25 protein-coding genes and 1 pseudogene are annotated in these 25,877 nt (G+C 68.2%); 11 read left to right on the top strand and 15 right to left on the bottom strand.

Annotated elements, in window-relative coordinates:
* Nucleotide 1: 1 nt before the first annotated feature.
* Nucleotides 2–604, bottom strand: coding sequence for an SET domain-containing protein (locus AC1DNF_RS21810; protein ID WP_478150713.1), 603 nt, complete (start codon nucleotides 602–604; stop codon nucleotides 2–4).
* A 161-nt stretch (nucleotides 605–765) separates the two neighbouring features.
* Between AC1DNF_RS21810 and AC1DNF_RS21805 the strand changes: the two genes are divergently transcribed.
* Nucleotides 766–3,699 (top strand): DNA topoisomerase III, encoded by a 2,934-nt coding sequence (locus AC1DNF_RS21805; RefSeq protein WP_478150712.1) that lies wholly within the window; start codon nucleotides 766–768, stop codon nucleotides 3,697–3,699.
* 9 nt (nucleotides 3,700–3,708) lie between these two features.
* Here AC1DNF_RS21805 and AC1DNF_RS21800 read toward each other — a convergent pair whose 3' ends face one another.
* Entirely contained in the window at nucleotides 3,709–4,560 is an 852-nt protein-coding gene (locus tag AC1DNF_RS21800) for an oxidoreductase (protein ID WP_478150711.1), read from the bottom strand.
* 129 nt (nucleotides 4,561–4,689) lie between these two features.
* Between AC1DNF_RS21800 and AC1DNF_RS21795 the strand changes: the two are divergent.
* Nucleotides 4,690–5,565 (top strand): annotated as a pseudogene (locus AC1DNF_RS21795) (LysR family transcriptional regulator); the annotation flags it as partial.
* A gap of 35 nt (nucleotides 5,566–5,600) precedes the next feature.
* On the opposite strand, the gene AC1DNF_RS21790 reads toward AC1DNF_RS21795, so the two are convergent.
* Nucleotides 5,601–6,482 (bottom strand): gamma-glutamyl-gamma-aminobutyrate hydrolase family protein, encoded by an 882-nt coding sequence (locus AC1DNF_RS21790; protein ID WP_478150710.1) that lies wholly within the window; start codon nucleotides 6,480–6,482, stop codon nucleotides 5,601–5,603.
* Nucleotides 6,483–6,696: 214 nt separating this feature from the next.
* Between AC1DNF_RS21790 and AC1DNF_RS21785 the strand changes: the two genes are divergently transcribed.
* Nucleotides 6,697–7,752, top strand: a complete 1,056-nt coding sequence (locus tag AC1DNF_RS21785; RefSeq protein WP_478150709.1) for a sugar phosphate isomerase/epimerase family protein — start codon at nucleotides 6,697–6,699, stop codon at nucleotides 7,750–7,752.
* A 24-nt stretch (nucleotides 7,753–7,776) separates the two neighbouring features.
* On the opposite strand, the gene AC1DNF_RS21780 is transcribed toward AC1DNF_RS21785, so the two are convergent.
* A complete protein-coding gene (locus AC1DNF_RS21780; RefSeq protein ID WP_478150708.1) occupies nucleotides 7,777–8,859 on the bottom strand; it encodes a S1C family serine protease in 1,083 nt (360 codons plus the stop codon).
* 392 nt (nucleotides 8,860–9,251) lie between these two features.
* Between AC1DNF_RS21780 and AC1DNF_RS21775 the strand changes: the two genes are divergently transcribed.
* The 6 genes from AC1DNF_RS21775 to AC1DNF_RS21750 all read left to right on the top strand — a co-directional run bounded on the left by AC1DNF_RS21775 (nucleotide 9,252) and on the right by AC1DNF_RS21750 (nucleotide 12,859).
* Nucleotides 9,252–9,509 carry a hypothetical protein gene (locus AC1DNF_RS21775; protein WP_478150707.1) on the top strand — a complete coding sequence of 86 codons (258 nt, stop codon included), beginning with the start codon at nucleotides 9,252–9,254 and terminating at the stop codon, nucleotides 9,507–9,509.
* A 52-nt stretch (nucleotides 9,510–9,561) separates the two neighbouring features.
* On the top strand, nucleotides 9,562–9,831 hold the full coding sequence (gene infA, locus AC1DNF_RS21770; RefSeq protein ID WP_478150706.1) for a translation initiation factor IF-1: 270 nt from the start codon (nucleotides 9,562–9,564) through the stop codon (nucleotides 9,829–9,831).
* An 8-nt stretch (nucleotides 9,832–9,839) separates the two neighbouring features.
* Nucleotides 9,840–11,246 (top strand): ATP-dependent RNA helicase DbpA, encoded by a 1,407-nt coding sequence (gene dbpA, locus AC1DNF_RS21765; RefSeq protein WP_478150705.1) that lies wholly within the window; start codon nucleotides 9,840–9,842, stop codon nucleotides 11,244–11,246.
* Nucleotides 11,247–11,281: 35 nt separating this feature from the next.
* A complete protein-coding gene (locus AC1DNF_RS21760; protein WP_174259910.1) occupies nucleotides 11,282–11,452 on the top strand; it encodes a hypothetical protein in 171 nt (56 codons plus the stop codon).
* Nucleotides 11,453–11,531: 79 nt separating this feature from the next.
* Nucleotides 11,532–11,852, top strand: coding sequence for a hypothetical protein (locus AC1DNF_RS21755; RefSeq protein ID WP_478150704.1), 321 nt, complete (start codon nucleotides 11,532–11,534; stop codon nucleotides 11,850–11,852).
* Between the two features lie 86 nt (nucleotides 11,853–11,938).
* A complete protein-coding gene (locus AC1DNF_RS21750; RefSeq protein WP_478150703.1) occupies nucleotides 11,939–12,859 on the top strand; it encodes a c-type cytochrome in 921 nt (306 codons plus the stop codon).
* Nucleotides 12,860–12,872: 13 nt separating this feature from the next.
* Here AC1DNF_RS21750 and AC1DNF_RS21745 read toward each other — a convergent pair whose 3' ends face one another.
* The 7 genes from AC1DNF_RS21745 to AC1DNF_RS21715 form a co-directional block, all read right to left on the bottom strand.
* Nucleotides 12,873–13,844, bottom strand: coding sequence for a tripartite tricarboxylate transporter substrate-binding protein (locus AC1DNF_RS21745; protein ID WP_478150702.1), 972 nt, complete (start codon nucleotides 13,842–13,844; stop codon nucleotides 12,873–12,875).
* Between the two features lie 45 nt (nucleotides 13,845–13,889).
* Complete coding sequence (locus tag AC1DNF_RS21740) at nucleotides 13,890–15,089, bottom strand: M20 aminoacylase family protein (RefSeq protein WP_478150701.1); 1,200 nt, start codon at nucleotides 15,087–15,089, stop codon at nucleotides 13,890–13,892.
* 69 nt (nucleotides 15,090–15,158) lie between these two features.
* The gene (locus AC1DNF_RS21735) at nucleotides 15,159–16,670 is read right to left on the bottom strand and encodes a carotenoid oxygenase family protein (RefSeq protein ID WP_478150700.1); all 1,512 of its coding nucleotides are present in this window, start codon (nucleotides 16,668–16,670) and stop codon (nucleotides 15,159–15,161) included.
* Between the two features lie 7 nt (nucleotides 16,671–16,677).
* Complete coding sequence (locus tag AC1DNF_RS21730) at nucleotides 16,678–17,121, bottom strand: DUF2141 domain-containing protein (RefSeq protein WP_478150699.1); 444 nt, start codon at nucleotides 17,119–17,121, stop codon at nucleotides 16,678–16,680.
* A gap of 138 nt (nucleotides 17,122–17,259) precedes the next feature.
* A complete protein-coding gene (locus AC1DNF_RS21725; protein ID WP_478150698.1) occupies nucleotides 17,260–17,826 on the bottom strand; it encodes a GAF domain-containing protein in 567 nt (188 codons plus the stop codon).
* A gap of 17 nt (nucleotides 17,827–17,843) precedes the next feature.
* Entirely contained in the window at nucleotides 17,844–18,809 is a 966-nt protein-coding gene (locus AC1DNF_RS21720; protein WP_478150697.1) for a Bug family tripartite tricarboxylate transporter substrate binding protein, read from the bottom strand.
* Nucleotides 18,810–18,838: 29 nt separating this feature from the next.
* On the bottom strand, nucleotides 18,839–20,674 hold the full coding sequence (locus AC1DNF_RS21715) for a gamma-glutamyltransferase family protein (protein WP_478150696.1): 1,836 nt from the start codon (nucleotides 20,672–20,674) through the stop codon (nucleotides 18,839–18,841).
* A gap of 93 nt (nucleotides 20,675–20,767) precedes the next feature.
* Here AC1DNF_RS21715 and AC1DNF_RS21710 point away from each other — a divergent pair, with 93 nt between their 5' ends.
* Complete coding sequence (locus AC1DNF_RS21710; RefSeq protein ID WP_478150695.1) at nucleotides 20,768–21,709, top strand: LysR family transcriptional regulator; 942 nt, start codon at nucleotides 20,768–20,770, stop codon at nucleotides 21,707–21,709.
* A 6-nt stretch (nucleotides 21,710–21,715) separates the two neighbouring features.
* Here the strand turns inward: AC1DNF_RS21710 and AC1DNF_RS21705 are convergent, their stop codons facing one another.
* On the bottom strand, nucleotides 21,716–22,438 hold the full coding sequence (locus AC1DNF_RS21705; RefSeq protein WP_478150694.1) for an alpha/beta fold hydrolase: 723 nt from the start codon (nucleotides 22,436–22,438) through the stop codon (nucleotides 21,716–21,718).
* 121 nt (nucleotides 22,439–22,559) lie between these two features.
* Between AC1DNF_RS21705 and AC1DNF_RS21700 the strand changes: the two genes are divergently transcribed.
* Nucleotides 22,560–22,745, top strand: a complete 186-nt coding sequence (locus AC1DNF_RS21700; protein WP_478150693.1) for a hypothetical protein — start codon at nucleotides 22,560–22,562, stop codon at nucleotides 22,743–22,745.
* A 28-nt stretch (nucleotides 22,746–22,773) separates the two neighbouring features.
* On the opposite strand, the gene AC1DNF_RS21695 is transcribed toward AC1DNF_RS21700, so the two are convergent.
* The 3 genes from AC1DNF_RS21695 to AC1DNF_RS21685 form a co-directional block, all read right to left on the bottom strand.
* Nucleotides 22,774–23,085 (bottom strand): plasmid stabilization protein, encoded by a 312-nt coding sequence (locus tag AC1DNF_RS21695; RefSeq protein ID WP_478150692.1) that lies wholly within the window; start codon nucleotides 23,083–23,085, stop codon nucleotides 22,774–22,776.
* 121 nt (nucleotides 23,086–23,206) lie between these two features.
* Nucleotides 23,207–25,510 (bottom strand): ATP-dependent DNA helicase, encoded by a 2,304-nt coding sequence (locus AC1DNF_RS21690; RefSeq protein ID WP_478150691.1) that lies wholly within the window; start codon nucleotides 25,508–25,510, stop codon nucleotides 23,207–23,209.
* Nucleotides 25,511–25,564: 54 nt separating this feature from the next.
* Complete coding sequence (locus AC1DNF_RS21685) at nucleotides 25,565–25,846, bottom strand: hypothetical protein (protein ID WP_478150690.1); 282 nt, start codon at nucleotides 25,844–25,846, stop codon at nucleotides 25,565–25,567.
* Nucleotides 25,847–25,877 lie beyond the last annotated feature (31 nt).

Here is a 25,877-nt window from a genome sequence, read left to right as displayed (position 1 = left end):
GTCAGCGCTTGCCGGCCTTCGCGCCCTTCGCGGCGCCGTCCTTCTTCCTGGCCGCCTTGTCCTTTCTTGCGGCCTTGTCCTTCTTTTCGGCCTTGGCCAGCTTGGCCTTCTTGTCCTTCTTCTTGTCCTTCTTCTTGGGCTTGGGCGTCAGCAGCGTGCCCCGGCAGCTCTCGGAGCCGCACCAGCAAGGGAATTCGGCCTTCAGCRCCTTCGTGTAGGGCTCGTCGATGATCAGGCCGTAGTCGTAGCTCAGCTCCTCGCCGGCCGCGATGTTGCGCAGCGCCTTGATGAAGACCCGGCCGTCCACCTCGTCGGCCTCGCAGCTCGGATCGCACGAATGGTTGATCCAGCGGGAGGCATTGCCGTTCACGTTGCCGTCGATCACATGGCCGTCATCGATGTGAAAGTAGAAGGTGTGATTGGGCTGGGAGGGGTCATGCGGGTGGCGGCGCAGGGCCTCCTTCCAGCTGATCACCTCACCCTTGTATTCGATGACCGTCTCGCCTTCCGCGATGTCCTGCAGGGCGAAGACGCCATTGCCATGAACGCTGGAGCGGCGCGTCTGGATTCGGCGGCCGCCGGAAATGGGGGATTTGGAAGGCATCGCCGAAGTCTGTTAGTTTGAATATGTACGCATGCGCGTGCGCGTACGCACGCGAGAAGCGCCAGATTGTAGATGTGGGCCCTCATGGGCCCGCACTGTGTGTCGCCGCCGCCCCCCCCCGGGGCCCGGCGCCGGCCCGAACCTAGGATGGAATTGTTGAGATGAAGACATTGGTGATTGCAGAGAAGCCGTCGGTGGCCCAGGACATCGTGCGAGCGCTCACGCCCATAGCTGGCAAGTTCGAAAAGCACGAGGAGCACTTCGAGAACGACAAGTACGTCGTCACGAGCGCCGTCGGCCACCTGGTCGAGATCCAGGCGCCCGAGGAATTCGATGTCAAGCGGGGCAAGTGGAGCTTCGCCAACCTGCCCGTGATCCCGCCGCACTTCGACCTGAAGCCGGTCGACAAAACCAAGACCCGCCTCAACGCGGTCGTGAAACAGGCCAAGCGCAAGGACGTGACCCAGCTCGTCAACGCCTGCGACGCGGGCCGGGAAGGTGAACTGATCTTCCGGCTCATCGAGCAATATGCCGGGGGCAAGTCGCCTCTGGGCAAGCCGGTCAAGCGCCTCTGGCTGCAGTCGATGACGCCGCAGGCCATCCGTGACGGCTTCGAGCAGCTGCGCACCGACAAGCAGATGCAGGGCCTGGCCGATGCGGCGCGTTCCCGCTCCGAGGCGGACTGGCTGGTCGGCATCAACGGCACGCGCGCCATGACCGCCTTCAACTCGCGCGACGGCGGCTTCTTCCTGACCACCGTGGGGCGGGTGCAGACGCCCACGCTCTCGGTGGTGGTCGAGCGCGAGGAGAAGATCCGCAAGTTCGTGAGCCGAGACTACTGGGAAGTGCACGGCAGCTTCGCGGCCGAGGCTGGCGATTACCCCGGCAAGTGGTTCGACCCCCAATGGAAGAAGCCGCCGCCCGGCCCCGACGGCTTGCCCGACCCCGAGCAACGCGCCGATCGTGTCTGGAACGAGCGCGAAGCGCGCGAGATCGCCGATGCCGCGTGCGGCAAGCCGGCGACCGTCACCGAGGAAAGCAAGCCCACCACGCAAGCCTCGCCGCTGCTCTTCGACCTGACCTCGCTGCAGCGCGAGGCCAACGGCCGCTTCGGCTTCAGCGCCAAGACCACGCTGGCGCTGGCGCAAAGCCTCTACGAGCGCCATAAGGCCCTGACCTACCCGCGGACCGACTCGCGCGCCTTGCCCGAGGACTACCTGCCGGTGGTCAAGGACACCATGGGCATGCTCGCCAACAGCGGCATGAAGCATCTCGCGCCCTTCGCCAGGCAGGCGATCGACGGCAACTACGTCAAGCCGACGAAACGCATCTTCGACAACAGCAAGGTCAGCGATCACTTCGCGATCATCCCCACGCTGCAGGCGCCCAGCGGCCTGTCGGATGCCGAACAGAAGCTCTACGACTTCGTCGTGCGGCGCTTCCTGTCGGTGTTCTTCCCGAGCGCCGAATACCAGGTGACGACGCGCATCAGCACGGTCGAGCAGGGCGGCAGGAAATACCCGTTCCGCACCGATGGCAAGGTGCTCGTGAAGCCGGGCTGGCTCGCCATCTACGGCAAGGAAGCCCAGGACGACGAGAAGGAAGACGACAAGGACGGCAAGCGCCTGGTGCCGGTGAAGCCCGGCGAGGTGGTGCGCGCCGAATCGGTCGACCTCAAGGGCCTCAAGACGAGGCCCCCCGCGCGCTACTCCGAAGCGACCCTGCTCGGCGCCATGGAAGGCGCCGGCAAGACCATCGACGACGACGAGCTGCGCGAGGCCATGCAGGAGAAGGGCCTGGGCACGCCAGCGACGCGCGCCGCCACGATCGAAGGGCTGATCGCCGAGAAGTACATGCTGCGCGAAGGGCGGGAACTCATTCCCACCGCCAAGGCTTTCCAGCTCATGACGCTGCTGCGCGGCCTCGGCGTCGAAGAACTCTCCAAGGCCGAACTCACGGGCGAGTGGGAATACAAGCTCGCCCAGATGGAGCACGGCAAGCTCAGCCGCGATGCCTTCATGCGGGAGATCGCCGAAATGACGCAGCACATCGTCAAGAAGGCCAAGGAATACGACCGCGACACCGTCCCGGGCGACTACACCACGCTCTCCACGCCATGCCCCAATTGCGGCGGCGTGGTGAAGGAGAACTACCGGCGCTACACCTGCACCGGCAAGCCGGGCCAGGAACCCTGCGGCTTCTCCTTCGGCAAATCGCCGGCCGGCCGGACCTTCGAGGTGGCCGAGGCCGAGGCGCTGCTGCGCGACAAGCGCATCGGTCCGCTGGAGGGCTTCCGCTCCAAGGCGGGCTGGCCCTTCACCTCGGAGATCATCCTCAAGTTCGACGAGGAGGCGAAGAACTGGAAGCTGGAGTTCGACTTCGGCGACGACAAGAACGCCGAGTCCGGCGAGATCGTCGACTTCAGCGGCCAGGAATCGCTGGGCCCGTGCCCAAAGTGCGCCTCGCGCGTGTTCGAGTACGGCAGCAACTATGTCTGCGAGAAGTCGGTGCCGACGCACGAACAGCCGACGCCGAGTTGCGACTTCAAGACCGGCAAGATCATCCTGCAACAGCCGGTGGAGCGCGCGCAGCTCGAGAAGCTGCTCGCCACCGGCAAGACCGACCTGCTCGACAAGTTCGTTTCGATGCGCACGCGACGCGCCTTCAAGGCCTTCCTCGCCTGGAACAAGGAAGAGGGCAAGGTGACCTTCGAATTCGAGCCACGCACCAGCAAGTTCCCGCCGCGCAAGACCTTCGCCAAGGCGGCGCCGGCCGCCGCCAAGAAGGCCGCGCCGGCAGGCAAGACGGCGCCGGCGAAGAAGGCCGCGGCCAAGAAAGCCGCCGCGCCGAAGGCGCCTCGCAAGACCGGCGCCGGGCTCAAGCCGAGCGAGGCGCTGGCGGCGGTGATCGGCGCCGAACCGGTGGCGCGCACCGAGGTCATCAAGAAGCTCTGGGACTACATCAAGGCCAACAAGCTCCAGGATGCGGTCAACAAACGCGCCATCAACGCCGATGCCAAGCTGAAACCCGTGTTCGGCAAGGACCAGGTGACGATGTTCGAGCTGGCCGGCATCGTCGGCAAGCACCTCGGCTGACGCCAGGGATCAGGCCGCCGGCGCGAAATCGGTGGAAGACGAAAGCCCCTCCCACCGCTTGATCTCTTCCTGCAGCAGGCCGAGCTTCTCGCGCACCAGCTTGACCGCGTCCGGGCCGAGCAGCAGGTGGGCCGGTGGGGCATCGACCCGGGTGATCTCGATCATCGCGCGCGCGGCTTTCGCCGGGTCGCCGGACTGCTTGCCGTTGCGGGCCAGCCGCGAAGCGCGCACCGGCCCCATGAGCGCTTCGTAGTCCGGGATGCTCTGCGGCGCGCGAACCATCGAGCGGCCCGCCCAGTCGGTGCGGAAGCCTCCGGGCTCCACGGCCGTCACGTGGATGCCCAGGCCGCGCAGCTCCTTGCCGAGCGCCTCCGAGATGCCTTCGAGCGCGAACTTGCTGCCGTGGTAGTAGCCCAGCCCGGGCATGGTGATGAATCCGCCCATCGAGGTGATGTTCAGGATGCGCCCGCGGCGGCGTGCGCGCATGAAGGGCAGCACGGCCTTGGTGACAGCGACGGCGCCGAACACATTGACGTCGAATTGCCGGCGCAGGTCGTCGAGCGATGACTCCTCGACCGTGCCCTCGTGCCCGTACCCGGCGTTGTTGACCAGCACGTCGATGGGGCCGACCGTGGCTTCGACCTCGGCGACCGCGCCTTCGACCTCCGCATGGTGCGTGACGTCGAGCACGCGGGCGAACGAGCGGCCCGGCTGCAGCGCATCGAATTCGGCGCGCGCCGCCTCGTTGCGCACGGTGCCGACGACGCGTTCGCCGGCAGCCAGCGCCTCGGTCGCCAACGCCCGGCCGAAGCCGCTGCTGACGCCGGTGATGAACCAGATCCTGGGGGTGGTGGATGACATGGGGAAGTCCTTTCGTAGGGGTGACCAGGGGATGAACGGACTTTGCGCTCGATCGACCTTGTTGATAATCCGCTCAATCAACGAAGAGCCTTGAAGCGGATCTTCAAGATCAACCGGCCCGTATATCCCGTGCGACAACACCCCCTCGACGGCCTCGCCACCTTTGTCTGCGTCGCGGAACTGCGCGGCTTCTCGGCCGCGGCCGTGCGCCTGGCCGTATCGCCCTCCGCCGTGAGCCAGGCCATCCGGCAACTGGAGGCAAGGGTGGGCGTGCCGCTCTTCAACCGCACCACCCGCAGCGTGGCCCTGACCGAGGCCGGCAGCCGCTTCCTGGAGCGCGTGCGCCCGGCATTGCAGGAACTGAGCTCGGCCGCGGAAGAACTCAGCGATACCGGCGGCCGCCCCTCGGGCCTCCTGAGGCTCAACCTGCCGCGCGCTGCCTACCTCTTCGTGCTGCAGCCGGTCCTCGGCCGCTTCCTGCGCGCCTACCCCGACATCGACATGGAGATCTCGATCGACAGCTCGCTGGTCGACATCGTCGACGCGGGCTTCGATGCCGGCATGCGCTTCGGCGGCAAGGTGGAGCGCGACATGGTGGCCGTCAAGGTCGGACCGCCGCTGGCCAACTGCATCGTCGCTTCCCCGCGCTACTTGGCCGAGCGCGGCCTGCCCGCGCATCCGCGCGACTTGCTGGCGCACGATTGCATCGGCTACCGCTTCGCGAGTTCGGGCCAATTGGAGCGCTGGGAGTTCCGCAAGGAAGGCGAGGTCTTCGCGCTCCCGCTGACGGGGCGGCTGGTGCTCAACGACGTCGCCGTGATGCTCGATGCGGCCATCGACGGCATCGGCGTCGCCAACCTGATCAGCGCCTACACCGAGCGCGCCATCGAGGACGGCCGCCTGATGCGGCTGCTGCCCGAATGGTGCCCGCCGCTGCCCGACCTGACCCTGTATTACCCCGACCGCCGGCGGGTGCCGCCCAAGCTGCGCGTGCTGATCGACTTCCTGCGCGACGCCCATGGGCGTAGGCAGCGCGCGGTTCAGCGCATCAGCAGCGCCTGCCGCAGCAGCCGCGCGGCGCGGTTGCGGATGCGGCCCGGCGCGCTGCGCAGCGGCCCCTTGGGGCTCACTTTCGCGGTCGCGCAGGCCCACAGGAAGTCCTGCAGGATGGCCGTGTCGTCCACCGTCTCGCCGCCGCCGACCTGATGGAACTCCGGATGCCACTGGGTGGCCGCGATGTAGCTGCGGCCCCGGTCGGCCCGGCGGCGGATGGCCTCGGGCACGCGGTCGGGAATGCTCCAGGCGTCGACCTCGAAGCCCGGCGCGAGGTCTTTCACGCCCTGGTGATGGATGCTGTTGACCCGGGCGGTCTCCACGCCCGGATACAGCTTCGACAGCCGCGAGCCCGGCGTGATGCTGATCGCGTGGAAGTTCTGGTCGTAGGTCACCGGGTCGCGGTGCCGCAGGCCTTGGGGGTGCTGCACCTCGATGTCCTGGTAGAGCGTGCCGCCGAAGGCGACGTTGATGAGCTGCAGCCCGCGACACACGCCGAAGATCGGCTTGCCGGCCTGCTCGAAGGCTTCCACCAGGGCCAGGTCGTAAAGATCGCGGATGCGGTCGCCGATCCAGGCCTCCTTGAGCGGCACTTCGCCGTAGCTGCCCGGCCACACATCGGCCCCGCCATGCATCACCACGCCATCGAGCCATTCGGCGTAGTGCGAGAGCTTGGTATCCCCGCGCGCGGTGGCGCCCGTCGGGCAAGGCACCATCACCACCATCGCGCCCGCCGACATCAGCCAGTGCGCGATCGATTGCTCGACGTACTGCAGCGTCTTGTTGGTGAAGAGCGGACGCTCCGGGTCGGCGTGGAGAAAGCAGGCGGACAAGCCGATTTTCAAACGCCCGGAAACCGTTTGTGACATCGCATTCAGGACTGCGCGGGATGCGCGCCGACCTTGATAGAAAGAAGGACCATTGTGGAGTGTTCCAAAGGCCCGCACAGGCCGCCGACCAACCCGCAGGTGCGTCGGACAGCGCCCCGCAAGGACTGCCGCTCCTACAACGCGCGGGCCCCAGGCGGACGTTGACTTGGGATTTCGGGCACCGCATCATCGGCGCCACTCCAGGAGACCACACGTGAAGACCATCAAGGGACCGGCCATCTTCCTGGCCCAGTTCGCGGGAGATGCCGCACCCTTCAATTCGCTCGATGCGATTGCCGGCTGGGCTGCGGGGCTGGGCTACAAGGGCGTGCAGATCCCCAGCTGGGACAGCCGCATCTTCGACCTGAAGAAAGCCGCGCAGAGCAAGACCTACTGCGACGAAGTGAAGGGCACACTCGCGAGCCACGGCCTCGAGATCACGGAGTTGTCGACGCATCTGCAAGGCCAGCTCGTGGCCGTGCATCCGGCCTACGACGCGGGCTTCGACGGGTTCGCCGCGGCCGAAGTCCGCAACGATCCGGTCAGGCGTCAGAAATGGGCGGTCGAACAACTGCATGACGCCGCACGGGCTTCGGCCAAGCTCGGGCTGACCGCCCACGCGACCTTCTCGGGCGCGCTGGCCTGGCCTTATCTCTATTCGTGGCCACCGCGCCCGGTCGGACTGATCGAGGAGGCCTTCGACGAACTCGCGCGGCGCTGGAAGCCGATCCTCGACCGCTTCGACGAGGCGGGCGTCGACGTCTGCTACGAGATCCATCCCGGCGAGGACCTGCACGACGGCGTGACCTACGAGATGTTCCTCGATCGCGTCGGCAACCATCCGCGCGCCTGCCTGCTGTATGACCCGAGCCATTTCGTCCTGCAGCAGCTCAACTACCTCGACTACATCGACCACTACCACGAGCGCATCAAGATCTTTCACGTGAAGGATGCCGAGTTCAACCCGACGGGCAAGCAGGGTGTGTACGGTGGCTTCCAATCGTGGATCAACCGGGCCGGACGCTTTCGCTCGCTGGGCGACGGACAGGTCGACTTCGGGGCGATCTTCTCGAAGATGGCGGCCTATGACTTTCCCGGCTGGGCGGTCCTCGAATGGGAGTGCTGCATCAAGCACCCCGAAGACGGCGCGCGCGAGGGCGCGAAATTCATCGCCGAGCACATCATCCGCGTGGCCGACCGTGCCTTCGACGACTTCGCCGGTGGCGCGGTCGACGCGGCCGCCAACAAGAAGATCCTCGGTCTGGCCTGAGAGGGCCGCCGCGTCTTCTGTCTTCTATATCCCGGCGGGCTTGCGCAGCGTCTCCATGCGGTCGACCGCGTGGATCCTGACCTTGTGCACCTCCGAGCCCTGCTGCACCGTGAGCTCGACATCCGTGTCGGGCACCGGCCGCCGCCATAGCTGCTTGTAGAAGCCCTCCAGCGTCGTGACCGCGACGCCGTCGATCTCCAGCACGACATCCCCCGGCTGAAGCCCGGCCGCGAGCGCCGGCCCGGCGCTGTCGACGCGGATGATCTCGACGTGACCGCTGTGCTCGTAGGACGAAAGACCGAGCCACGGCCGCATGCTCGCGCGGGTCCTGCCCGTGGTCTGCATCTCCGACAGCACCGGCCGCAGCAACTCGACCGGCACGAACATGTTGCCCGGCAGCGGGTTGTCGCCCCCGCTCGCGTCCATCGTGAACAGGCTGCCGATGCCCAGCAGTTCGCCATTGCGATTGAAGAGCGGCGCGCCGCTGTGGTTGCGCACCGGCGGGCTGGTGAAGATCGCGACCTCGATGTAGTACTCCCAGTAGCCGGAGAAGGGTCGCGTCGCGACCAGCCGCGTGAAGGCCACCTCGGTCCCGCTGCTGCTGCCGGTGGCGACCAGCAGCGGCTCGCCGGGCGTCAGCGCCGAAACGCCCGCGAGCGGCACCGGCTCGATGCCGCGCAGCGGCACCAGCGGCCGTACCAGCCCGAAGCCGGTCGCGAGGTCGTAGGCCACCTGGCGCGCCGGCAGCGTGCGCTCGTCCTGCGTGACGATCTCGATGGTTTCGGCCTCCAGCAGCAGGTAGCCGATGGTGAGGATGAGCCCGTCGGGGCCGATCACCACACCCGAACCGGAGCGCTGCTGGCCGAGCGTTTCGGCGGAGGTTGCGCCATCGGTCACGGTGACGTTCAATGCGACGACGGCGTCGCCCGCGCGCTTGAGCGCCTGGATCTGCGCGCTGGCCGCCAGGGCGGGAACGGCGGCTTCCACGACCGGCAGGGCGAAGAGCAACAGGATGCACGCCGCGAGCAGCCGAAGAAGCCATCGCCAGCGAGCGTGGGCAGGCCAGGCGTGCGGCGGCCGCTGAACGGGGGATCGGAGGGCTTCCATGACCGCGCTCCTTCGAACGATGCTGGCATCATGGTGCGCCGCATGCAGCTCGCCTGCAAGCGGCCTCCGCATGCCCGCTTCAAATAGCAAATAGCAACAGTCATGCCAGATCGGTTAGAATGCGGGGTTCGTTTCGATATCACGACGAAGTACTTTCGTCATCTCGCCGGCTGGCCTGGAATCCCAGGCCCTACATTCTCAAGCCGGCTCTCACAGTGTGTTGGAGCGCCAGACCGGGCGCCCATGATTGCCACCACTGCCTTCGTACTTGTTGAAGCGAACAGCGCGCTGTCCGCTCCGGTGGGCGCCTATTGCGTCATCCCCGGCCGGCCTGCGCTCGTTTTTTCAATTATTTTTCAGCGTTTCGCGGCAGCGCGCGACGCAAGGCTTTCATGGACATCATTCAACACAGCATCGCCGTGGGCAAGTACCTTGTCTCACCCCTCATCAAGAACCTGGACGACGGCGGCTTCGCGGCCTCCGTGTCGATCCGCTCCGGACGCGGCAGCGGCACCCACGACCGCGTCATGCGTTTCACCCCGCGCTTCGGCAGCCATGCCGCGGCCGTACGCTACGCCGTCAATGAAGGCCTCGGCTGGGTGCGCGAGCGCACCGCGCCGCGTGCAGCACCGGCACACTGTGCCGCCTGAACCGATTCCCCCGATTTCTCATCCAATCACGACAACCATTCAGAGGTAATCCATGCCAAAGGAAGAACTGATCGAAATGAACGGCGCAGTGACCGAAGTGCTGCCCGATTCACGCTACCGCGTCACGCTGGACAACGGTCACCAGCTGATCGCCTACAGCGGCGGCAAGATGCGCAAGCATCACATCCGCATCCTGGCGGGTGACAAGGTGTCGCTCGAACTCTCGCCTTACGACCTGACCAAGGGGCGCATCACCTTCCGTCACCTGGAGCGCCGCGGCCCGCCGCCGACAAACTCCGGCAACAACGCGCCGCGCCGCTGATCGACGACGTGACCGGTCCCGCCACCGATTTCGCCACGCTGCCGCTCACGCCGCAAACGCTCGCGAACCTCCAGCTGCTCGGCTACGTGCGGATGACGCCTGTCCAGGCGGCCAGCCTGCCGCCCGCGTTGCTCGGCAAGGACCTGATCGTGCAGGCCAAGACCGGCAGCGGCAAGACCGCCGCCTTCGCGCTGGCCTTGCTCGCCAACCTCAATGCGCGGCGCTTCGCCATCCAGACGATGGTGCTGTGCCCGACGCGCGAACTCGCCGACCAGGTGACGACCGAGATCCGCCGCCTCGCGCGGGCCGAGGAAAACATCAAGGTGGTCACGCTCTGCGGCGGCGTCGCGCTGCGCGGACAGACCGCGAGCCTGGAGCATGGCGCCCACATCGTGGTCGGCACGCCCGGCCGCATCATGGACCACCTCGAGCGCGGCAGCCTGAACCTCGAGGCGCTCAACACCCTGGTGCTCGACGAAGCCGACCGCATGCTCGACATGGGCTTCTTCGACGACATCGCCAAAGTGGCGCGCCAGTGCCCCAAGGAACGCCAGACCCTGCTCTTCTCGGCCACCTATCCCGAGGGCATCGCCAGGCTGAGCGCGCAGTTCATGAAGAACCCGCAGCAGGTCACGGTGCAGGCCCAGCATGAGGAAGGCAAGATCCGGCAGCGCTGGTACGAGGTGAAGGACAGCGAACGGCTGCACGCCGTGAGCCTGTTGCTCAATCACTTCCGCCCGCTCAGCACCCTGGCCTTCTGCAACACCAAGCAGCAGTGCCGCGACCTCGTGCAGGTGCTGCAGGCGCAGGGCTTCAGCGCGTTGGCGCTCTTCGGCGAGCTCGAACAGCGCGAGCGCGACCAGGTCCTGGTGCAGTTCGCCAACCGCAGCTGCTCCGTCCTGGTCGCCACCGACGTCGCCGCGCGTGGCCTGGACATCGCCGAGCTCGAGGCCGTGATCAACGTCGACGTCACGCCCGATGCCGAGATCCACATCCACCGCATCGGCCGCACCGGCCGGGGCGACGCCGAAGGCCTGGCCCTCAACCTCGTCAGCATGAACGAGATGGGCAGCGTCGGGAAGATCGAGCAATTGCAGGGCCGCGAATCCGAGTGGCACCCCCTGGCCGAACTCACGGCCGGCAAGGCCGACACGCAAGGCCCGCTGCAGCCGCCGATGGCCACGCTGCAGATCATCGGCGGGCGCAAGGAGAAGATCCGTGCCGGCGACGTGCTGGGCGCGCTCACCGGCGAGGCCGGCTTCACCAAGGAGCAGGTGGGCAAGATCAACGTCAACGAGTTCTCGACCTATGTGGCGGTCGATCGGCGCATTGCGCGCGAGGCCGTGCACAAGCTTTCCACCGGCCGCGTCAAGGGCAAGTCCGTCAAGGTACGGCTGCTCGACGATGTGGCCTAATTACACCCTTCGAAATTCTTTAACCCGAGCTTCCCATGCCCAAGAAAATCCGCACCGAGGCAGACCGTCTTGCCACTCCCAAGCCCGTCCCGCAACCTGGCTACAACGTCCCCAAGTCGGGTGGCGGCCAGAAGGTCAGCCTGGAGCGCGGCACCGCTACCCGCAGCAAGAAGAATCCGGGCAAGCGGGCCAAGAAGGGCGGCTGAACGCGCGTCGCTTCACCGCGATGCAGCCTCGAAACGCGCCCCCGGGCGCGTTTTTCTTTTTGCAGCCCACCGTTCCATCATGTCCGACGACTACCAGATCGACATCCCGCCCTCGTTCTTCGCGGTCTACACCGATGCGAGACAGCGGCTGAGCGAGCGCATCACCGTCGTGCGTTCGCGCTATGACGTTTGCGAGGACCTCGCCAGCCACCTGGTGCAACAGGCGCAGTTGCTGCATCACGTGGAAGTGCCTTCGGAAGACGAGATCCTGGTGCGCATCCATGCCGGACTGAACTCGCCCGATGCCGGCGTCTCGGCGGCGGAGGCGCAATGGATCGTGCGACGGCTGGCTGAGCTGCTGGGCTGGAACTGTCCCGCACTCGAAGCCCCGCCTGCGTGAGCCGGGCTGCGCCCGCAGAAAAATAGCGCGGCTGGCATCAGCGCCCGTAAAGTGTCGGGCGCCACAACTCACGCGAAGGAGGTCGCATGGCAACGACAGGCAGGATCCCATCCCGGCGCTGGCTCAAGCGCATCGCCATCGCCGTCGCCGCGCTGGTCGTTCTTGCGGCCGCCGCCCTCTTCGCCGGCGACCAGCTGGCCCGCCACAAGATGGAGCGCAAGGTCGATATCGCCGTCAAGGGGGTGCCCTTGCGCGAAGACGCCGCCGCGCTCGAGCGCGGCCGCTATCTCTTTGCCTCGCGCGGCTGCGTCGACTGCCACGGCGCCAAGGGCAACGGCGCGACCATCATCGACGACGGCAAGGGCATGCGCATCGCCGGGCCCAATATCTCGCCCGGCCCCGGCAACGTGGTCGCCGGCTACACCCCGCAGGACTGGGAGCGCTCCATCCGGCACGGCGTGAACCCGAAGGGCCATGCCCTCATGATCATGCCGAGCGAGGACTACAACCGCCTGACAAATGACGACCTCGCCGCGCTGGTCGGCTACGTGCGCCACCTCGCACCGGCGGAAGGCGGCGGCCCCATTCTCGAACTGCCGCTGCCCGTGCGCGTCCTCTACGGCTTCGGAATGATCAAGGACGCCGCCGACAAGATCGACCACTCTCTGCCGCCCGAGCAGCCCGTGGCCGAGGGCGTGAGCGTGAAGCACGGCGCCTATGTGGCGAACATGTGCCAGGGATGCCATGGAGTGAAACTCAACGGCGGCAAGATCCCCGGCGGTCCGCCCGACTGGCCCCCGGCGGCCAACCTGACGCCGGGCGAGGGCACGGTCATGACGCGCTACGCCGACGCGGACGCCCTGGCGCGCCTCTTCAAGACCGGCATGCGTGCCGACGGGACGCCCGTGAAGGTGATGCCCTTCGGATCGCTGCGCGAGCTGAACGACACCGACGTGCGCGCGCTCCACCTGTACTTGAAGAGCCTCTCGCCGAGCCCCCACGGCTGAGCGGGCAGGGCCGTCAGTCGACCTTCGCGCCCGAGGCCTTCACCACCGTGCCCATGGCCACCCAGTCGGCCGCCAGCAGCTTCTGGAAGTCGGCCGCGCTGCTGGTGCGCGGCTCGATGCCCAGCCGCACGAAACGATCCTGCATGACCGGATCGGCCATCACCTTGTTCGCCGCGGCGTTGATCTTGTCGACTTCCGCCTTCGGCGTGGCCGAGGGTGCCAGCAGGCCGATCCACGAGTCGAAGTCGTAGCCCGGCAGGCCGCTCTCGTTGACGGTGGGCAGGTTCGGCAGGAAGGGACTGCGGACCTTGCCGGTGGAAGCCAGCGCCTTGATGCGCGCATCGTTCTGGAAGCCGATCACGCCGATGCTCGCCGAGATCATCGCCTCCACCCGGCCGGCCAGCAGCTCGTTGACGGCCTCGCCGGTCGACTTCATCGGGATGTGCGTCATCTCCAGGCCGGCCTTGGAAAGAAAGGACGCCATCGCCAGGTGCGTGGCGCTGCCGTTGCCCGCCGAGGCGTAGTTGTACTTGCCCGGATGGGCCTTCACCTCGCGGATGAAGTCGGCCGTGTTCGACACCTTCATGCCGCTCGACGCCACCAGCACGTAGCCCGCATTGCCCAGGTTCGCGACGCCGACGAAGTCCTTGAGCGGGTCATAGGGCAGCTTGGCATAGAGGTGCCCCGCAATGTGATGGCTGGCCGCCGCCAAGACCAGCGTGTTGCCGTCCGGCGGTGCCTTGGCCACCACGGCCGCTCCCACGGTGCCGCCCGCGCCGGCCCGGTTCTCGACGATCACGCTCGCATTGAGCGCCGCGCCCAGTTCATTGCCGATGGCGCGCGCCACCGTGTCCTGAACGGCGCCGGTGCCATAGGGCACGACGATGCGCACCACGCGCTGCGCGTGCGCCGGGAGCGCGGCGCCCAGGGCCATGCCGATGGCCGCGAGCGCGGCAAGGTAACGTCGGGAGAGCAGGGAGGACATGGTGAAGACCGCTTTCTTGTTGTCGTTGGGAGAGTGATGGCTTCTTTAGGCGCCGACCGGCAGCCAGCGTTCCACCAGCTTCACGAAGTAGCTCGCGCCGATCGGAATGATCTCGTCGTTGAAGTCGAAGGAGGTGTTGTGAATGATGCAAGGCCCGGGCCCGTGGCCGTCGAGCCGGTGGTCGCCGTCGCCATTGCCGAGGAAGGCATAGCAGCCCGGCCGCGCCAGCAGCATGTGCGCGAAGTCCTCCGCGCCCATCACCGCCGGAAAGTCGTCCGTGACCATGTCCTTCCCCACCACCTCGCGCATCACATCGGCTGCGAAGCGTGCCTCCGCCGCATGGTTGACCACCGGCGGCGACGCGCGCACGAAGCTCACTTCGGCCGTGCATTCGTGCGCCTCTGCGATGCCCTTGGCCAGCGCGCGCACGCGCTCCTCGATGCGGTCCAGCGCGGCCATCGAGAAGGTGCGCACCGTGCCGCCGACCATTGCCTGGTCGGGGATCACATTGGGCGCGTCCGAGCCCTGCAGCAGCGTGACCGCGACCAGCGCGCGCTCGGTGCTGGCGATGCTGCGCGGCACGACGGCCTGCAGCGCCTGCCCGAGGGCGATGACGGCCCCGACCGGGTCGATGCCCGTGTGCGGCATCGAGGCATGGGTGCCGCGGCCGCGCACCGTGATCCTGTAGGTGTTGCTGGAGGCCATCAGCGCGCTCTCGTTGAGCGCAAAGCGCCCGACGTCGCCGACCGGAAAGTTGTGCAGCGCGAACACCGCATCGCAGGGGAAGCGGTCGAACAGGCCGTCCTCGATCATCTTCTTTGCGCCGGCCTTGCCCATCTCCTCGGCGGGCTGGAAGATGAAGTTCACGGTGCCGTCGAACTGGCTGCCCTTCTGCGCCAGGTGCCACGCGGCCGCCAGCAGCATCGTCGTGTGGCCGTCATGGCCGCAGGCGTGCATGCGGCCCGCGTGGATGGACTTGTGCTCGAACTCGTTGGCCTCGTGCAGGGGCAGAGCATCCATGTCGGCGCGCAGGCCGATGCTGCGCGCGCCGGTGCCCCGGCGCAGCACGCCCACCACGCCCGTTCCGGCGATGCCGCGGTGCACCTCGATGCCCCATTCCTCCAGCAGCCTGGCCACCTTCTCGGACGTGCGGTGCTCCTCGAAGCCCAGCTCGGGATGGGCATGGATGTCGCGGCGGATGGCGACGAAACGGGTGACGTCCGCGAAGGAATCGGCGAGGTTCATGGGAAGTGCGTGGAAGGAACGAGCTGCGGATTCTGACGCAGCCGCTCCAACCGTGCGCCCCCACGCGGCTCAAGCCGGCACGAAGGCTCCGTGCAGCCCGAGAGGCAGGGCGTAAGGCAGGGTGGCCTGCGCGACCGGTCCGGCCGCCAGTTGGTCGGCCGCGAAGCAGGACAGCAGCGTCCTGCCTTGCGCCAGGTCGAGCGCGGTTCCGAGGATCCAGCCCGGCCCCGCGCCGTCGGGCACGAAGACATGCTCCTCCGCGATCGCCTGCGCGCCGTAGGCGAAGCGTTCGGTGCGACCCGATTCGACATCGGTGCGCGCAACCGCGCCGAAGCCCGGAATCTCCCGCATCCCCTGCGTCGCATGCACCACGCCACGGTGCCGCAAGCCGACGCGCCGCGGGTCGATGCGAGGGAACTCGGCATCCACCGCCAGCGGCGTCTGCGTCGCCTCGCCGGTGCCGAGATTCAGCGTCGCCACCGTCAGCCGGGGCTCGCTGCTTTTCACGCGGCGGCCGCGCATCACCTCGCGATTCGTGGTGAACACCGAGTCGGCATTCTCCGAGCGCACATAGTCCACATGGATCAGCGTGCCGCCCGCGGTGATCTCTTCCCACGCGTTGCCGACGTGGAAGAGGAAGCCGGCCGGCAGCGTGAGGAGCTGGCGCTTCTCCCAGTCCTTCTTGTCCACCACCAGCACGCGCATGCCGAGCGCGGGCCGCCACACATGGGCGTCGAGGAAACTCGCGCCGGCCTCCTTGCGCTTGGCGTCGTAGACCAGCGGCGGCATCAGGAAGACAAGATGCCGCTCGGTCACGGCGAAGTCGTGGACCATCGGCACCTCGGCCACCGGCACCATGCCCGCGCGGCGCAGCGTTCCTTCGGGGGCAATCTCATAGAGCGCGAGCAGGCCCAGGCCCGAGCCGACGCCGAAGTTCCAGATCGTGCCGTCCAAGTCCACCTTGGGATGCGCCGAGAAAGGCATGCCGGCGAGGTCGGCGCGCCAGGTCTTCAGGCCCAGCGTGCCGAGCGTGCGCGCGTCGATGCGCGTGGCCGATCCGCCCTCCCACAGCGCCAGCACTTCGCCGCGCAACGGCAGCACACTGGTGTTCGCGACGTTGATGCTGTCGGCCGATGTCGGCGGCGCGACGTCCGCGAACACGGTGCCGAAGGCTTCGGTCAGGCGGTGGCCGGCGCGCAGCTCGGCGACCCGCTTGGACGTCGCGACGTAGCGGCCCTGGTGATGCACCTGCGATCCTTCGATCACCAGCCGCTGCACCATGCCGTCGCCGTCGAACCAGTGGCGGTAGCGCTTGCCGCCCAGGTCATGCCCGGCCGGGCCTATCCGGTAGAGCGAGCCCGCAACCGCGTCGGGAAAGCGGCCGCGCACCGTGGCGCTCGCCCGCGGCAGGTCGCCCGGCGGGGTCACGAAGCCGATCTTCCACGGCGCGCTGGAGGCCTCGAACTGGGCCTGCCAGTCATCCGGGTCCGCCGAGGCCCCCGCCAGCGCCGGCAGGGCCGCGTTCAGGAAGGGGGCGGCGCCCGCCGAGACGAGAAGGCGCAGGAGTTCGCGTCGTTCCATGACGGCCTCAGCGCAGATGGACGCTGGTCTTGACATCGGCATCGACGCCGATCGCCGCAGCGTCGAAAGCCGGCGCGGCGCGTTGGCCCATGGCATCGTTCGAGAAGCCATAGCGCTCGGTCGGCATGCCCATCAGGTTGGTGTCGAGCTTCGCGTTGCCGTTCTCGTCCGCGAACATCCGCACCGCATAGCGGCCGGGCGGCAGCCCGCGAAAGACGACCTGCGCGCCGCCCGCGCGCAACGGCGTGGTCTGGGAGGCCAGCGCCTTGTCGGCGGCATAGGCCTCGGCGCTGTCGAACAGCGCGACGTACAAGGTGGCCTGCGTCGCGGGGCCGTCGGTGACGGTCAACTGCAGATCAGCGGCGGCCGCACCCAGCGGAGCAACCAGGAGCAAAGCACACAAGGCGTGGGCCGTGGGGCCTGGCAGGAGCGTGGCGAGGGGATTCTTCATGGACGGGCCTCGTTGGAAGTGGAGACCCGACGATCCCGCAGGCGCGGCGCCTTGCCCAGCGGCTTGCGACGAAACGCGGCGATGCCGGCGCGAAATGCGCCTGCCGCACGCGAAAAGCCGGTGCGGCGGAGGGCGCGGTCAGGGCACGCGCCGCAGCATCGCGTCGAGCCGCGCCTGGAGCACCCAGGGAGTGGCGAGCAAGGCGAGCAGTCGCACCAGGGCGATCTCTTGCGCCTGCCATCGCGGCCGCGCGCCCAGCACGTTGAAGGTCGCCACGCAGCGGCCGTCTTCCAGCAGCGGCACATTCACGATGGCGTGCAGCCCGAGTGCAGCGATGCGCGCATGGTCGTCGAACACCTGGGCCAGGGCCGCGTCGCCCTCGCCGATGAAGACCTCGGCGCGCAGCAAAAGCTGCCGCGTCCAGGCGGTCGGCGTCTTGCGCTTGCGACCCGCCACCGGGTAGGCCAGCGCGTCGGAAGACCAGAGGCGCTGCAGCTGCACTTCGTCGGGCGGGTCCTCCGGCGTTGTCGCGTCCATGTTGATCGTGAGCAGCCCGCGGCCGAGCGTCTCCTCGCGTGCCGCCTCGATGTGCGCCAGCGCGGCCTCGAAGGAGGCGGCGCCCGGCAGCGCATCGCACAGCCGGTCGCACACGGCGAGCGACAGCACGGACCGTGGCGCGTCCGGCGCCGCATCGGAAGACGGCATGATTATGGCGGTGCGGCTCAATCCAGCTTGATGTTCAGGTCCTTGATGACCTTGTCGTAGCGCTCGGTGTCCTTGCGCAGCGTGGCGGCGAGTTGTTCGGGCGTGCTCTTCACCAGCTCGACGCCGATCGAGTCCATGCGGGCGCGCACCTCGGGGACGGCGAGGGCCTTGTTGATCTCCGTGTTGAGGCGGGTCACCAGTTCCGCCGGCATGCCCGCGGGGCCGAAAGTGGCGTACCAGACGCTGATCTCATAGCCCGGCAGGGTTTCGGCGACGGTGGGGGTATCGGGCAGCAGGGCGGAGCGCTTCGGCTCGGTCACGGCCAGGAGACGCAGCTTTCCGGTCTTGACATGCGGCAGCGTCTGCGTGCCGGCAGAGAAAAGCACCTGCGTCTGGTTGCCGACGGTGTCGAGGACGGCCGGCGCACCGCCCTTGTAAGGCACGTGCAGCATCTCGATGCCTGCCGCCTTCTTGAACATCTCGGCGCTCAGGTGGTTGGTGGAACCCGCGCCCGCTGAGGCATAGGCCAGCTTGTTCGGATTGGCCTTGGCGTAGGCGATGAACTCACGCAGGTTCTTTGCCGGTACCGAGGGATTGACCACCATTGTGTTGATGACGTTGGCCACCAGCGCGATGGGCGTGAAGTCGTCCGCGCCCTTGAAGGGCATGTTGGGCATCAGCGAGGGGTTCATGGCGTGCGTGCTCATCGAACCCACGAGCAGCGTATAGCCGTCGGGCTTGGCCTTGGCGACGAAGTTGGAGCCGATGTTGCCGGACGCGCCGACGCGGTTGTCCACGATGACGGGCTGGCCCATCGACTTGGTCAGTTGCTCGGCGATGGCGCGAGCTAGGATGTCGGTCGAGCCTCCGGCCGCCCAGGGCACGACCAGCGTAATGGGCTTGTCGGGATAGGCGGCAAAGGCAGCCTGCGCGGCGAGCGCGAAGAGCAGCGGGGACAGGCAACGGAGGGCGCGTCTGAACATGAATGAATCCTTGGAGGAAGAGAGAAGAATCACCGGCCCGCGGCATAGCCCTGCATGCCGCGCGGATTGGCCGCCGCACGCAGCACCAGGCGGCCTTGCGCGTCGTGCTCGCGGCTGCAGGCCGACATGCGGCCCTCGGACCATGCATCGCCGGGCTGGACGCCGTGCCCCATCGCACGGAGCTGGTCGAACACCTCGCTGCCGAAGCGCGACTCCAGCGTGAGCATGTTGAGCGTGGTTTGTCGCGGCCAGAAGGAACCGGGCGCGTGCTTGACGTGCCAGGCCGGGGCATCGATGGCTTCCTGCAAGTTCATGCCGTGCACCGCATGGCGCAGGAAGAACCCGACCGACCACTGGTCCTGCTGGTCGCCGCCGGGGGTGCCGAAGGCCATGTAGGGCTCGCCGTCGCGCAACGCCATCGACGGCGACAGGGTGGTGCAGGGCGCGACGCCCGCCGCGAGGGCGTTGGGCAAACCCTCGTCCAGCCAGGTCATCTGCAGCCGCGTGTTGAGCGCGAACCCGAGCGCTGGAATCACGGGGCTCGACGACAGCCAGCCGCCCGAGGGGGTGGCCGAAACCATGTTGCCGTGCCGGTCGATCACGTCGATATGGCAGGTGTCGCCGACAAAGATCTCGCGGTCGGCCCATTCGGCAATCGGTGGCAATGCCGCGAAGGTGGGCTCGCCGACACCGAAGCGCGTGTCGGCCGTGCGCAGGGTGCGTGCGCTGACGTCCAGATCCGGCATGCGCGGTGCGATGCCCAGAGGATGGCCCGGGCGCAATGCGGCAGATGCGTGTCGCGGGTCGACCTGCGCCCACCGCTCGCGAAGATACGCATCCGACAGCAAGGCCCCCTGCGCATCGGCACGCGCGCCCGGCGCGGTGCCATACCAGGCCATCCTGTCGGCCAGCGCCAACTTGGCTGCCTCGGTGATGCGGTGCACGAAGCCCGCCGTGCCGGGCGCGTGCGCCTCGAGGCCCGCGTGGCGCAGCAGGCCGACCTGCTGGAGAAAAGCGGGGCCCTGGCTCCAGAAGCCGCACTTGGCGACCGTGTAGCGCCCGAAATCCATGGTGAGCGGCGCTTCGGTCCGGACCGTCCATGCGGCCATGTCCTCGTAGCTCAGCAGGCCGGTGTGGGCTTCACCGCTGGTGTCGCGCACGGCGGTCTCCCGGCAGTAGCGATCGATCTCCTTCGCGACGAAGCCCCGGTGCCAGGTGTGGATGGCCGCATCGATCACGCCGATGCGGCCGTCCGCCGCGCGCTCGGCGGTCTCGACGAGGCGCTGATAGGTGACGGCCAGCGCGGGCTGGCGAAAGAGCGCGCCGGGTTGCGGCACCTTGCCGCCGGGCAGCCACACCTCGGCCGACGAGTGCCAATGTTCGAGAAACAAGCCTCGCACCGCCAGGATCGCCTGCGAAACGCGCGGCACCAGCGGAAACCCGTCGCGCGCGTAGCCGATCGCCGGCGCCAGCACCTCGGCCAGCGACCAGGTGCCGTGCTCGCGCAGCATCGTGAGCCAAGCGGCGAAGGCGCCCGGCACTGTCGCGGGCAGCAGGCCGATGCCCGGCACCTGCTCGAAGCCCAGCGAACGAAAGGCGGCCGGGTTCGCCGCGGCGGGCGCGCAGCCCTGACCGTTGATGGCCTGCATGCGCCGCTCGCGCTCGCTCCACAGCAGGATCGGCGCCTCACCCCCGGGGCCGTTGAGGTGCGGTTCCACCACCTGCAGCACGAAGCCTCCGGCGACTGCCGCGTCGAATGCGTTGCCACCGCGCTCCAGCACGCCCATGGCGGTCTGCGAGGCGAGCCAATGGGTAGAGGCGGCGACCCCGTGGGTGCCGACGATTTCAGGACGGGTCGTGAACATTCCGGCAGTGTAGGAACCCTCGATAGCGCTGGCTGCATATTTCCTGATGCACGCATGCACTGGCTGCTATGGATCTTGCTTAGGATGGGCCCTATGTCCGCGCCCACCCTGCAACACCTGACAGCCCGGCTGAAGCTGCGCCATTTCGCGCTCCTGGCCGAGCTCGACCGTCAACGCTCCGTCAGCCGCGCGGCCCGGCAACTGGGCCTGAGCCAGCCCACCATCACGCGCGCGCTGGGCGAGATCGAGAACGTCTTCGAGACGCCGCTGTTCACCCGCAGCCGTCGCGGCCTCGAGCCCACACCCGCGGGCGCGCTGGTGCTGGCCCGGGCAAGTGTGGCGCTGGCGGATGCGGCATCGCTCGGCCAGGACCTTGCGGCCCTGCGCACCGGACTGCAGGGGCGGCTGCGCCTGGGCGTCATTCCCTTTCTGTCGCGCGTCACGCAGGACGCGCTCTGGCAGCACCTGCTCGCGCTGCAGCCGCCCATGGGCTTCGTCGTGGAAGAGGCCACCACCCACAATCTTCTGCAGGCTGTGCAGGCGCGCACGCTCGACTGCGCCATCTGCCGCTTCACGCCGGCCAGCGCCGAAGCCGGGCTGGTGCAGCAGCTTCTCTACAACCAGGAGCCGCGCCTCGTGGTCTCACACGCCGCCGCCGACAGGCTTGCGCGGCGCGGGCTGGACTGGGAGGCCCTCGTGTCCTTGCGCTGGATCTTTCCGCCGGCGGACACGCCCATCCGGCAGATGATCCATTCCATCTTCGCCTCGGCGGGGCAGCCGGTCCCCGTGCCCTTGTTGGAAGCCTATGCGCACAACACGCTGGTGTCGGTGCTGAGGCGCATGGCCGATGCGGTCACCATCCTGCCCGACGACATCGCGCAGGAAGTCGCCGATGCCAGCGGCGCGCGCGTGCTGCCGCAGAGGCTTCAGTGGAACCTGCCGCCCGTGGGCGTGGTGCGGCTGCGCGATGCCGCCAACGCAGGCATCGTGGATGCGATGAGCGAGGGGCTGCGGCGAGCCCGCCCCGCCGCCTGACATTCATCACCGGGTCCGCGTGTCGCCGGCAATGTCATGAAACAGCGCCGCAAGCGTTTCCGGCATCGTGATGTGGGGGTTGTGGCTGGCGTCGAGGTCCTCGTAGCGCCAGCGCGGCTCCGCCTTCACCCGGTCGGCGAACTGCCGAAACACGTCGCCTTGGCCGAAGCGGGTGCAATAGATGTAGGTCCGGCGCAGCCTCTCCACCGCGCCGGTCAGCGCCAGCGGCTGCTCGAAGGTCTTGCGCGGCTGCATCCGGCGGCGCGGGTTGGCCCATGCCAGGTCGGCCTCGCTCGTGTCCGGCGGCATCGGCTGGGTCGGCAGGCGCCAGCCGTCCCCCCCGGCACGCGCGGCCTCGTCCAGGCGTTCGCGCGCCTTGTCGCCGCCCAGGTCGACAACCGCCTGGCCATCGCGGGGAATGAAGGCATCGAGGTACACGATCTGGGCGATGCGTTCGTGCGCGCGGTCCGCCACGCCGGTGGCGACCATGCCGCCATAGCTGTGCCCGACAAGGACCACCTCGCGCAGGTCCTCGAACTCCAGCACGCCCAGGACGTCGGCGATATGGGTTTCGAGATCGATGTCCGGGTGGGCCAGATGGCTGCGCTCGCCGAGGCCCGTGAGCGTGGGCGTGAACAGCTCGTGCCCGCGCTCGCACAGCAGGGGCCGCATCTTCTTCCAGGCCCAGGCCGCGGCCCAGGCGCCATGAACCACCAGGAATGTCGCCATCGGAACAACCCCCTTCGCGCCACCACACATGGCGCCGGTAGGTGAATCCTATCGGATCAGGCTATTGGCGGCACGGCGCTTTGCAGCCTACGATGGGGGCCACCGACCCGATGGAGTCCCCATGAGCAACGAACTGCGCAAGAAGCTGCATGAAATGCACGTGCTGTCGACCAACACGCCCGATCCGCAGACCCGCGCCATCATCGAGGCGCTCCGCCTGCAGACGGCGATCCTCAACGAGCGCCTGTTCGCGATCGAGCAGCAGGTGGCAGCGCTGGCGCAGCGCCAGGAATCCCCGATGAGCTGAACGCCCTGTCGCCTCGCCGGCCCCGCGCTCAGCCGCGATGCTCGGCGTTGCGCTTGCGCGTCGCGGCCGCCTTCTTCGCCGAAGCGGAGCGGGCCGCGGCGCTGCGCGACGCGGAGGCGGCCCCGCCCACTCGCCCGCCCTTGTGCGCGGGCGCATGGTTCTCCGCCTTGCCGCGGCCGGAACCGCTCTTCTTGCCGCCGCCGGTCTCGGCATTCACGGTGGCCCAGGCGCGCCGCTCGGCCTCGCCCTTGCCGACTCCGCGCTTCTCGTAGCCTTCCTCGATGTGCTGGGCCTCGCGCTTCTGCTTGTCCGTATAGGACGACTTGTCACCTCTGGGCATGGCAGCTCCTTGCAATGATTCGAGGTCCCGGATAGTGCGCCCGCGCCTTGTGCCGCGGGTAGGAAGTCGGCCGCGCCGGGCGTCGGTGGCGTCCGGCGCGGGTGCGTCACGGCGGGGCCGATCAGCGCGCGAACAGGGGCTCGATGCGCCACCAGCCGGGCAGCAGGTCGCGGATCTCTCGCTGCGCGAAGCGTTCATCCAGCAGGTAGAGCACGCCCGCATCCTCTTCGGTGCGAATGACGCGGCCGGCCGCCTGCACCACCTTCTGCAGGCCGGGATACACGTAGGTGTACTCGTAGCCATCGCCGAACAGCGCCTCCATGCGCTCGCGCATGACCTCGTTCGGCTCGTTGTGCTGCGGCAGGCCCAGGCTGGCGACGAAGGCGCCCACCAGCCTGTCGCCCGGCAGGTCGATCCCTTCGCCGAAGGCACCGCCGAGCACCGCGAAGCCGATGCCCTGGCCGCCCGTCACGAAGCGCGCGAGGAAGGACTCGCGCTCCGCCTCGCGCATGCCGCGGGACTGCGCCCACAGCGGCACATGCGGGTGCATCGCGGCGAATGCCTCCGATGCGCTGGCCAGGTATTCGAAGCTGCTGAAGAAGGCGAGATAGTTGCCCGGCCGCTGCGCGAACTGCGCCGCGATGATCCCGGTGAGCGCCCCCAGCGACCCGGCGCGGTCGCGGTAGCGCGTCGAGAGGTCCATCGCCACGCGCACCCGCAGCTGCTCGCTGCGAAAGGGCGAGCCCACGTCCAGGGTCGCCGTGTCTTCGGGCAGGCCCAGCGTGTCGCGATAGAAGGAAAAGGGGGCGAGCGTTCCGGAGAAGCAGGCGGCCGACACGCAGCCGGCGAAGCGGGCTTCGAGAAAGGGCGCCGGCAGCAGGTTGCGGATCGCCAGGGCGCGCGCATCACCCTCGCCCAGGGTGGCCTCGAAGACCGAATGCTTGCCGAAGGATTCGGCCAGGCGGGCGAAATGAAGCGCGTCGAAGAAGAACTGCTGCAGCGCGCCCTGCGCATCCTCGGGCTGGGCCGTGAAGTGATCGGCCAGCACCGAGACCGTGTCCTGCAGCGCGCGGGCGAATCGTTCGGGAATGTCGTCCCGCGCCTGGTAGGCGGCCAGCTGGTCGCGCTGCAGCAGCTGCCATTCGCGCTCCAGCTGGCCCAGTGAGCGCTTGACCACGGGCGGTGCCTTGGCGCGCACGCGGCCCAGGGTGTCGGCGTCCAGTTGCGCGCTGTACATGCCGCGCGCGCGGGCCAGCAGGTTATGCGCCTCGTCGACCAGCAGCGCGACGCGCCATTCCTCGTCCTTCATCAGCGCGAAGAGAAAGGCGCTGCCGTCGAAGTAGTAGTTATAGTCGCCGACCACCACGTCGCACCAGCGCACCAGCTCCTGCGCCAGGAAATAGGGGCAGACCTCGTGCGCGAGCGCGATGTCCCGCAGCGCCGCGCGGTCCAGCCAGGCCGATTGCACCGCCTGCGCGCGCGCCGCCGGCAAGCGGTCATAGAAGCCGCGCGCGAGCGGGCAGGCATCGCCGTTACAGGCCTTGCCCGGATGCTCGCACACCTTCTCGCGCGCCGCGAGTTCGAGCACGCGCGGCGGCGCCGGCCCGTCGCGCCCCAGCGCGCGCAGCGCGTTCAGGGCGATCGCGCGGCCGGAGGTCTTGGCCGTGAGGAAGAAGATCTTGTCGAGCTTCTTCGCCGGCCGCGCCTTGAGCAGCGGGAACAGCGTGGCCACGGTCTTGCCGATGCCGGTGGGCGCCTGGGCCAGCAGATGGCGGCCGGCGCCGACGCCACGGTAGACGGCGTGGGCCAGCTCGCGCTGCCCCGGCCGAAATCCCGCGTGCGGGAAGTCCAGCGCGCCGAGCGCCGCGTCGAGCTCCGCGCGATGGCGGGCCTCCTGTTCGGCCCAGGCAACGAAGCGGGCACACAGCGCCTCGAAGCTCTCGCGCAGGGCCTCGCGCGTCCAGGTCTCGTCCAGCACCACCTCCTGCTGGGTCGCGAGGTCGAGGTAGACCAGCGCGACCTCGATGCGGTCGAGCGCATCGCGCTCGCACAGCATGTGGGCATAGGTCCGGGCCTGCGCCCAGTGCAGGGCGCGATGGTTGGCCTTGATGGCGTCGAAGTCGCCACGGAAGGTCTTGATCTCTTCGAGCCTGCGACGATGCGGGTCGTAGCCGTCGGCGCGTCCGCGCACCCGCAGGCAGCCGAAGCACGCGGAAAGACTCAACTCGCTCTCGTAGCCGGCGCCGCGCCGGGCCTGCACCAGCTGATGACCCGCCAGCCCCTCCTGGGCGCTCGGCACCGGGACGAAACGCAGATCGAGGTCGCCGGCCTTAGCGGCGAAGGCGCAGAGTGCCCGGACCGACACCGTGCCTGCCCCGGTGGCGGGCTGATCGGCGGGCTGTGAAGTCAGTGGGTCGGAGGGCATTTGGGGAATCTGTATGAATATACAGTTCCCTGGGATGCGCCGGCTTGGCCCCCTCTAGAAGACGGACTCCGGATGCTCCGCGATCTCGAAATCCGCCGTCTCCAACACCACCGGTTTGCACGGATTCGCGCGGTGGCGCTCCAGCGCGCGGGCATTGATGCGGGCGGCGTGGGCCTCGTAGGCGCGCAGCAGCGTCTCGCCGCCGCCCGTCGCGCCGAACAGGTCGCGCAGCGGGTTTTCGCCGATGGCGGCGATGATGCGCGGGCCTTGTCTTCCCTGGGGATAAATCGCGAACCTCACCGTCGCCGTGTCGAAACAGAAAATCGCCTCGCTCATGTCGATGTCTCCGATGTCTTGCCCGAGTCAG

The organism is Variovorax sp. 01T432 (genome assembly GCF_056398605.1).
The sequence above is the reverse complement of the archived record's forward strand: the minus strand, read 5'-3'. Positions and strand labels throughout refer to the sequence as shown.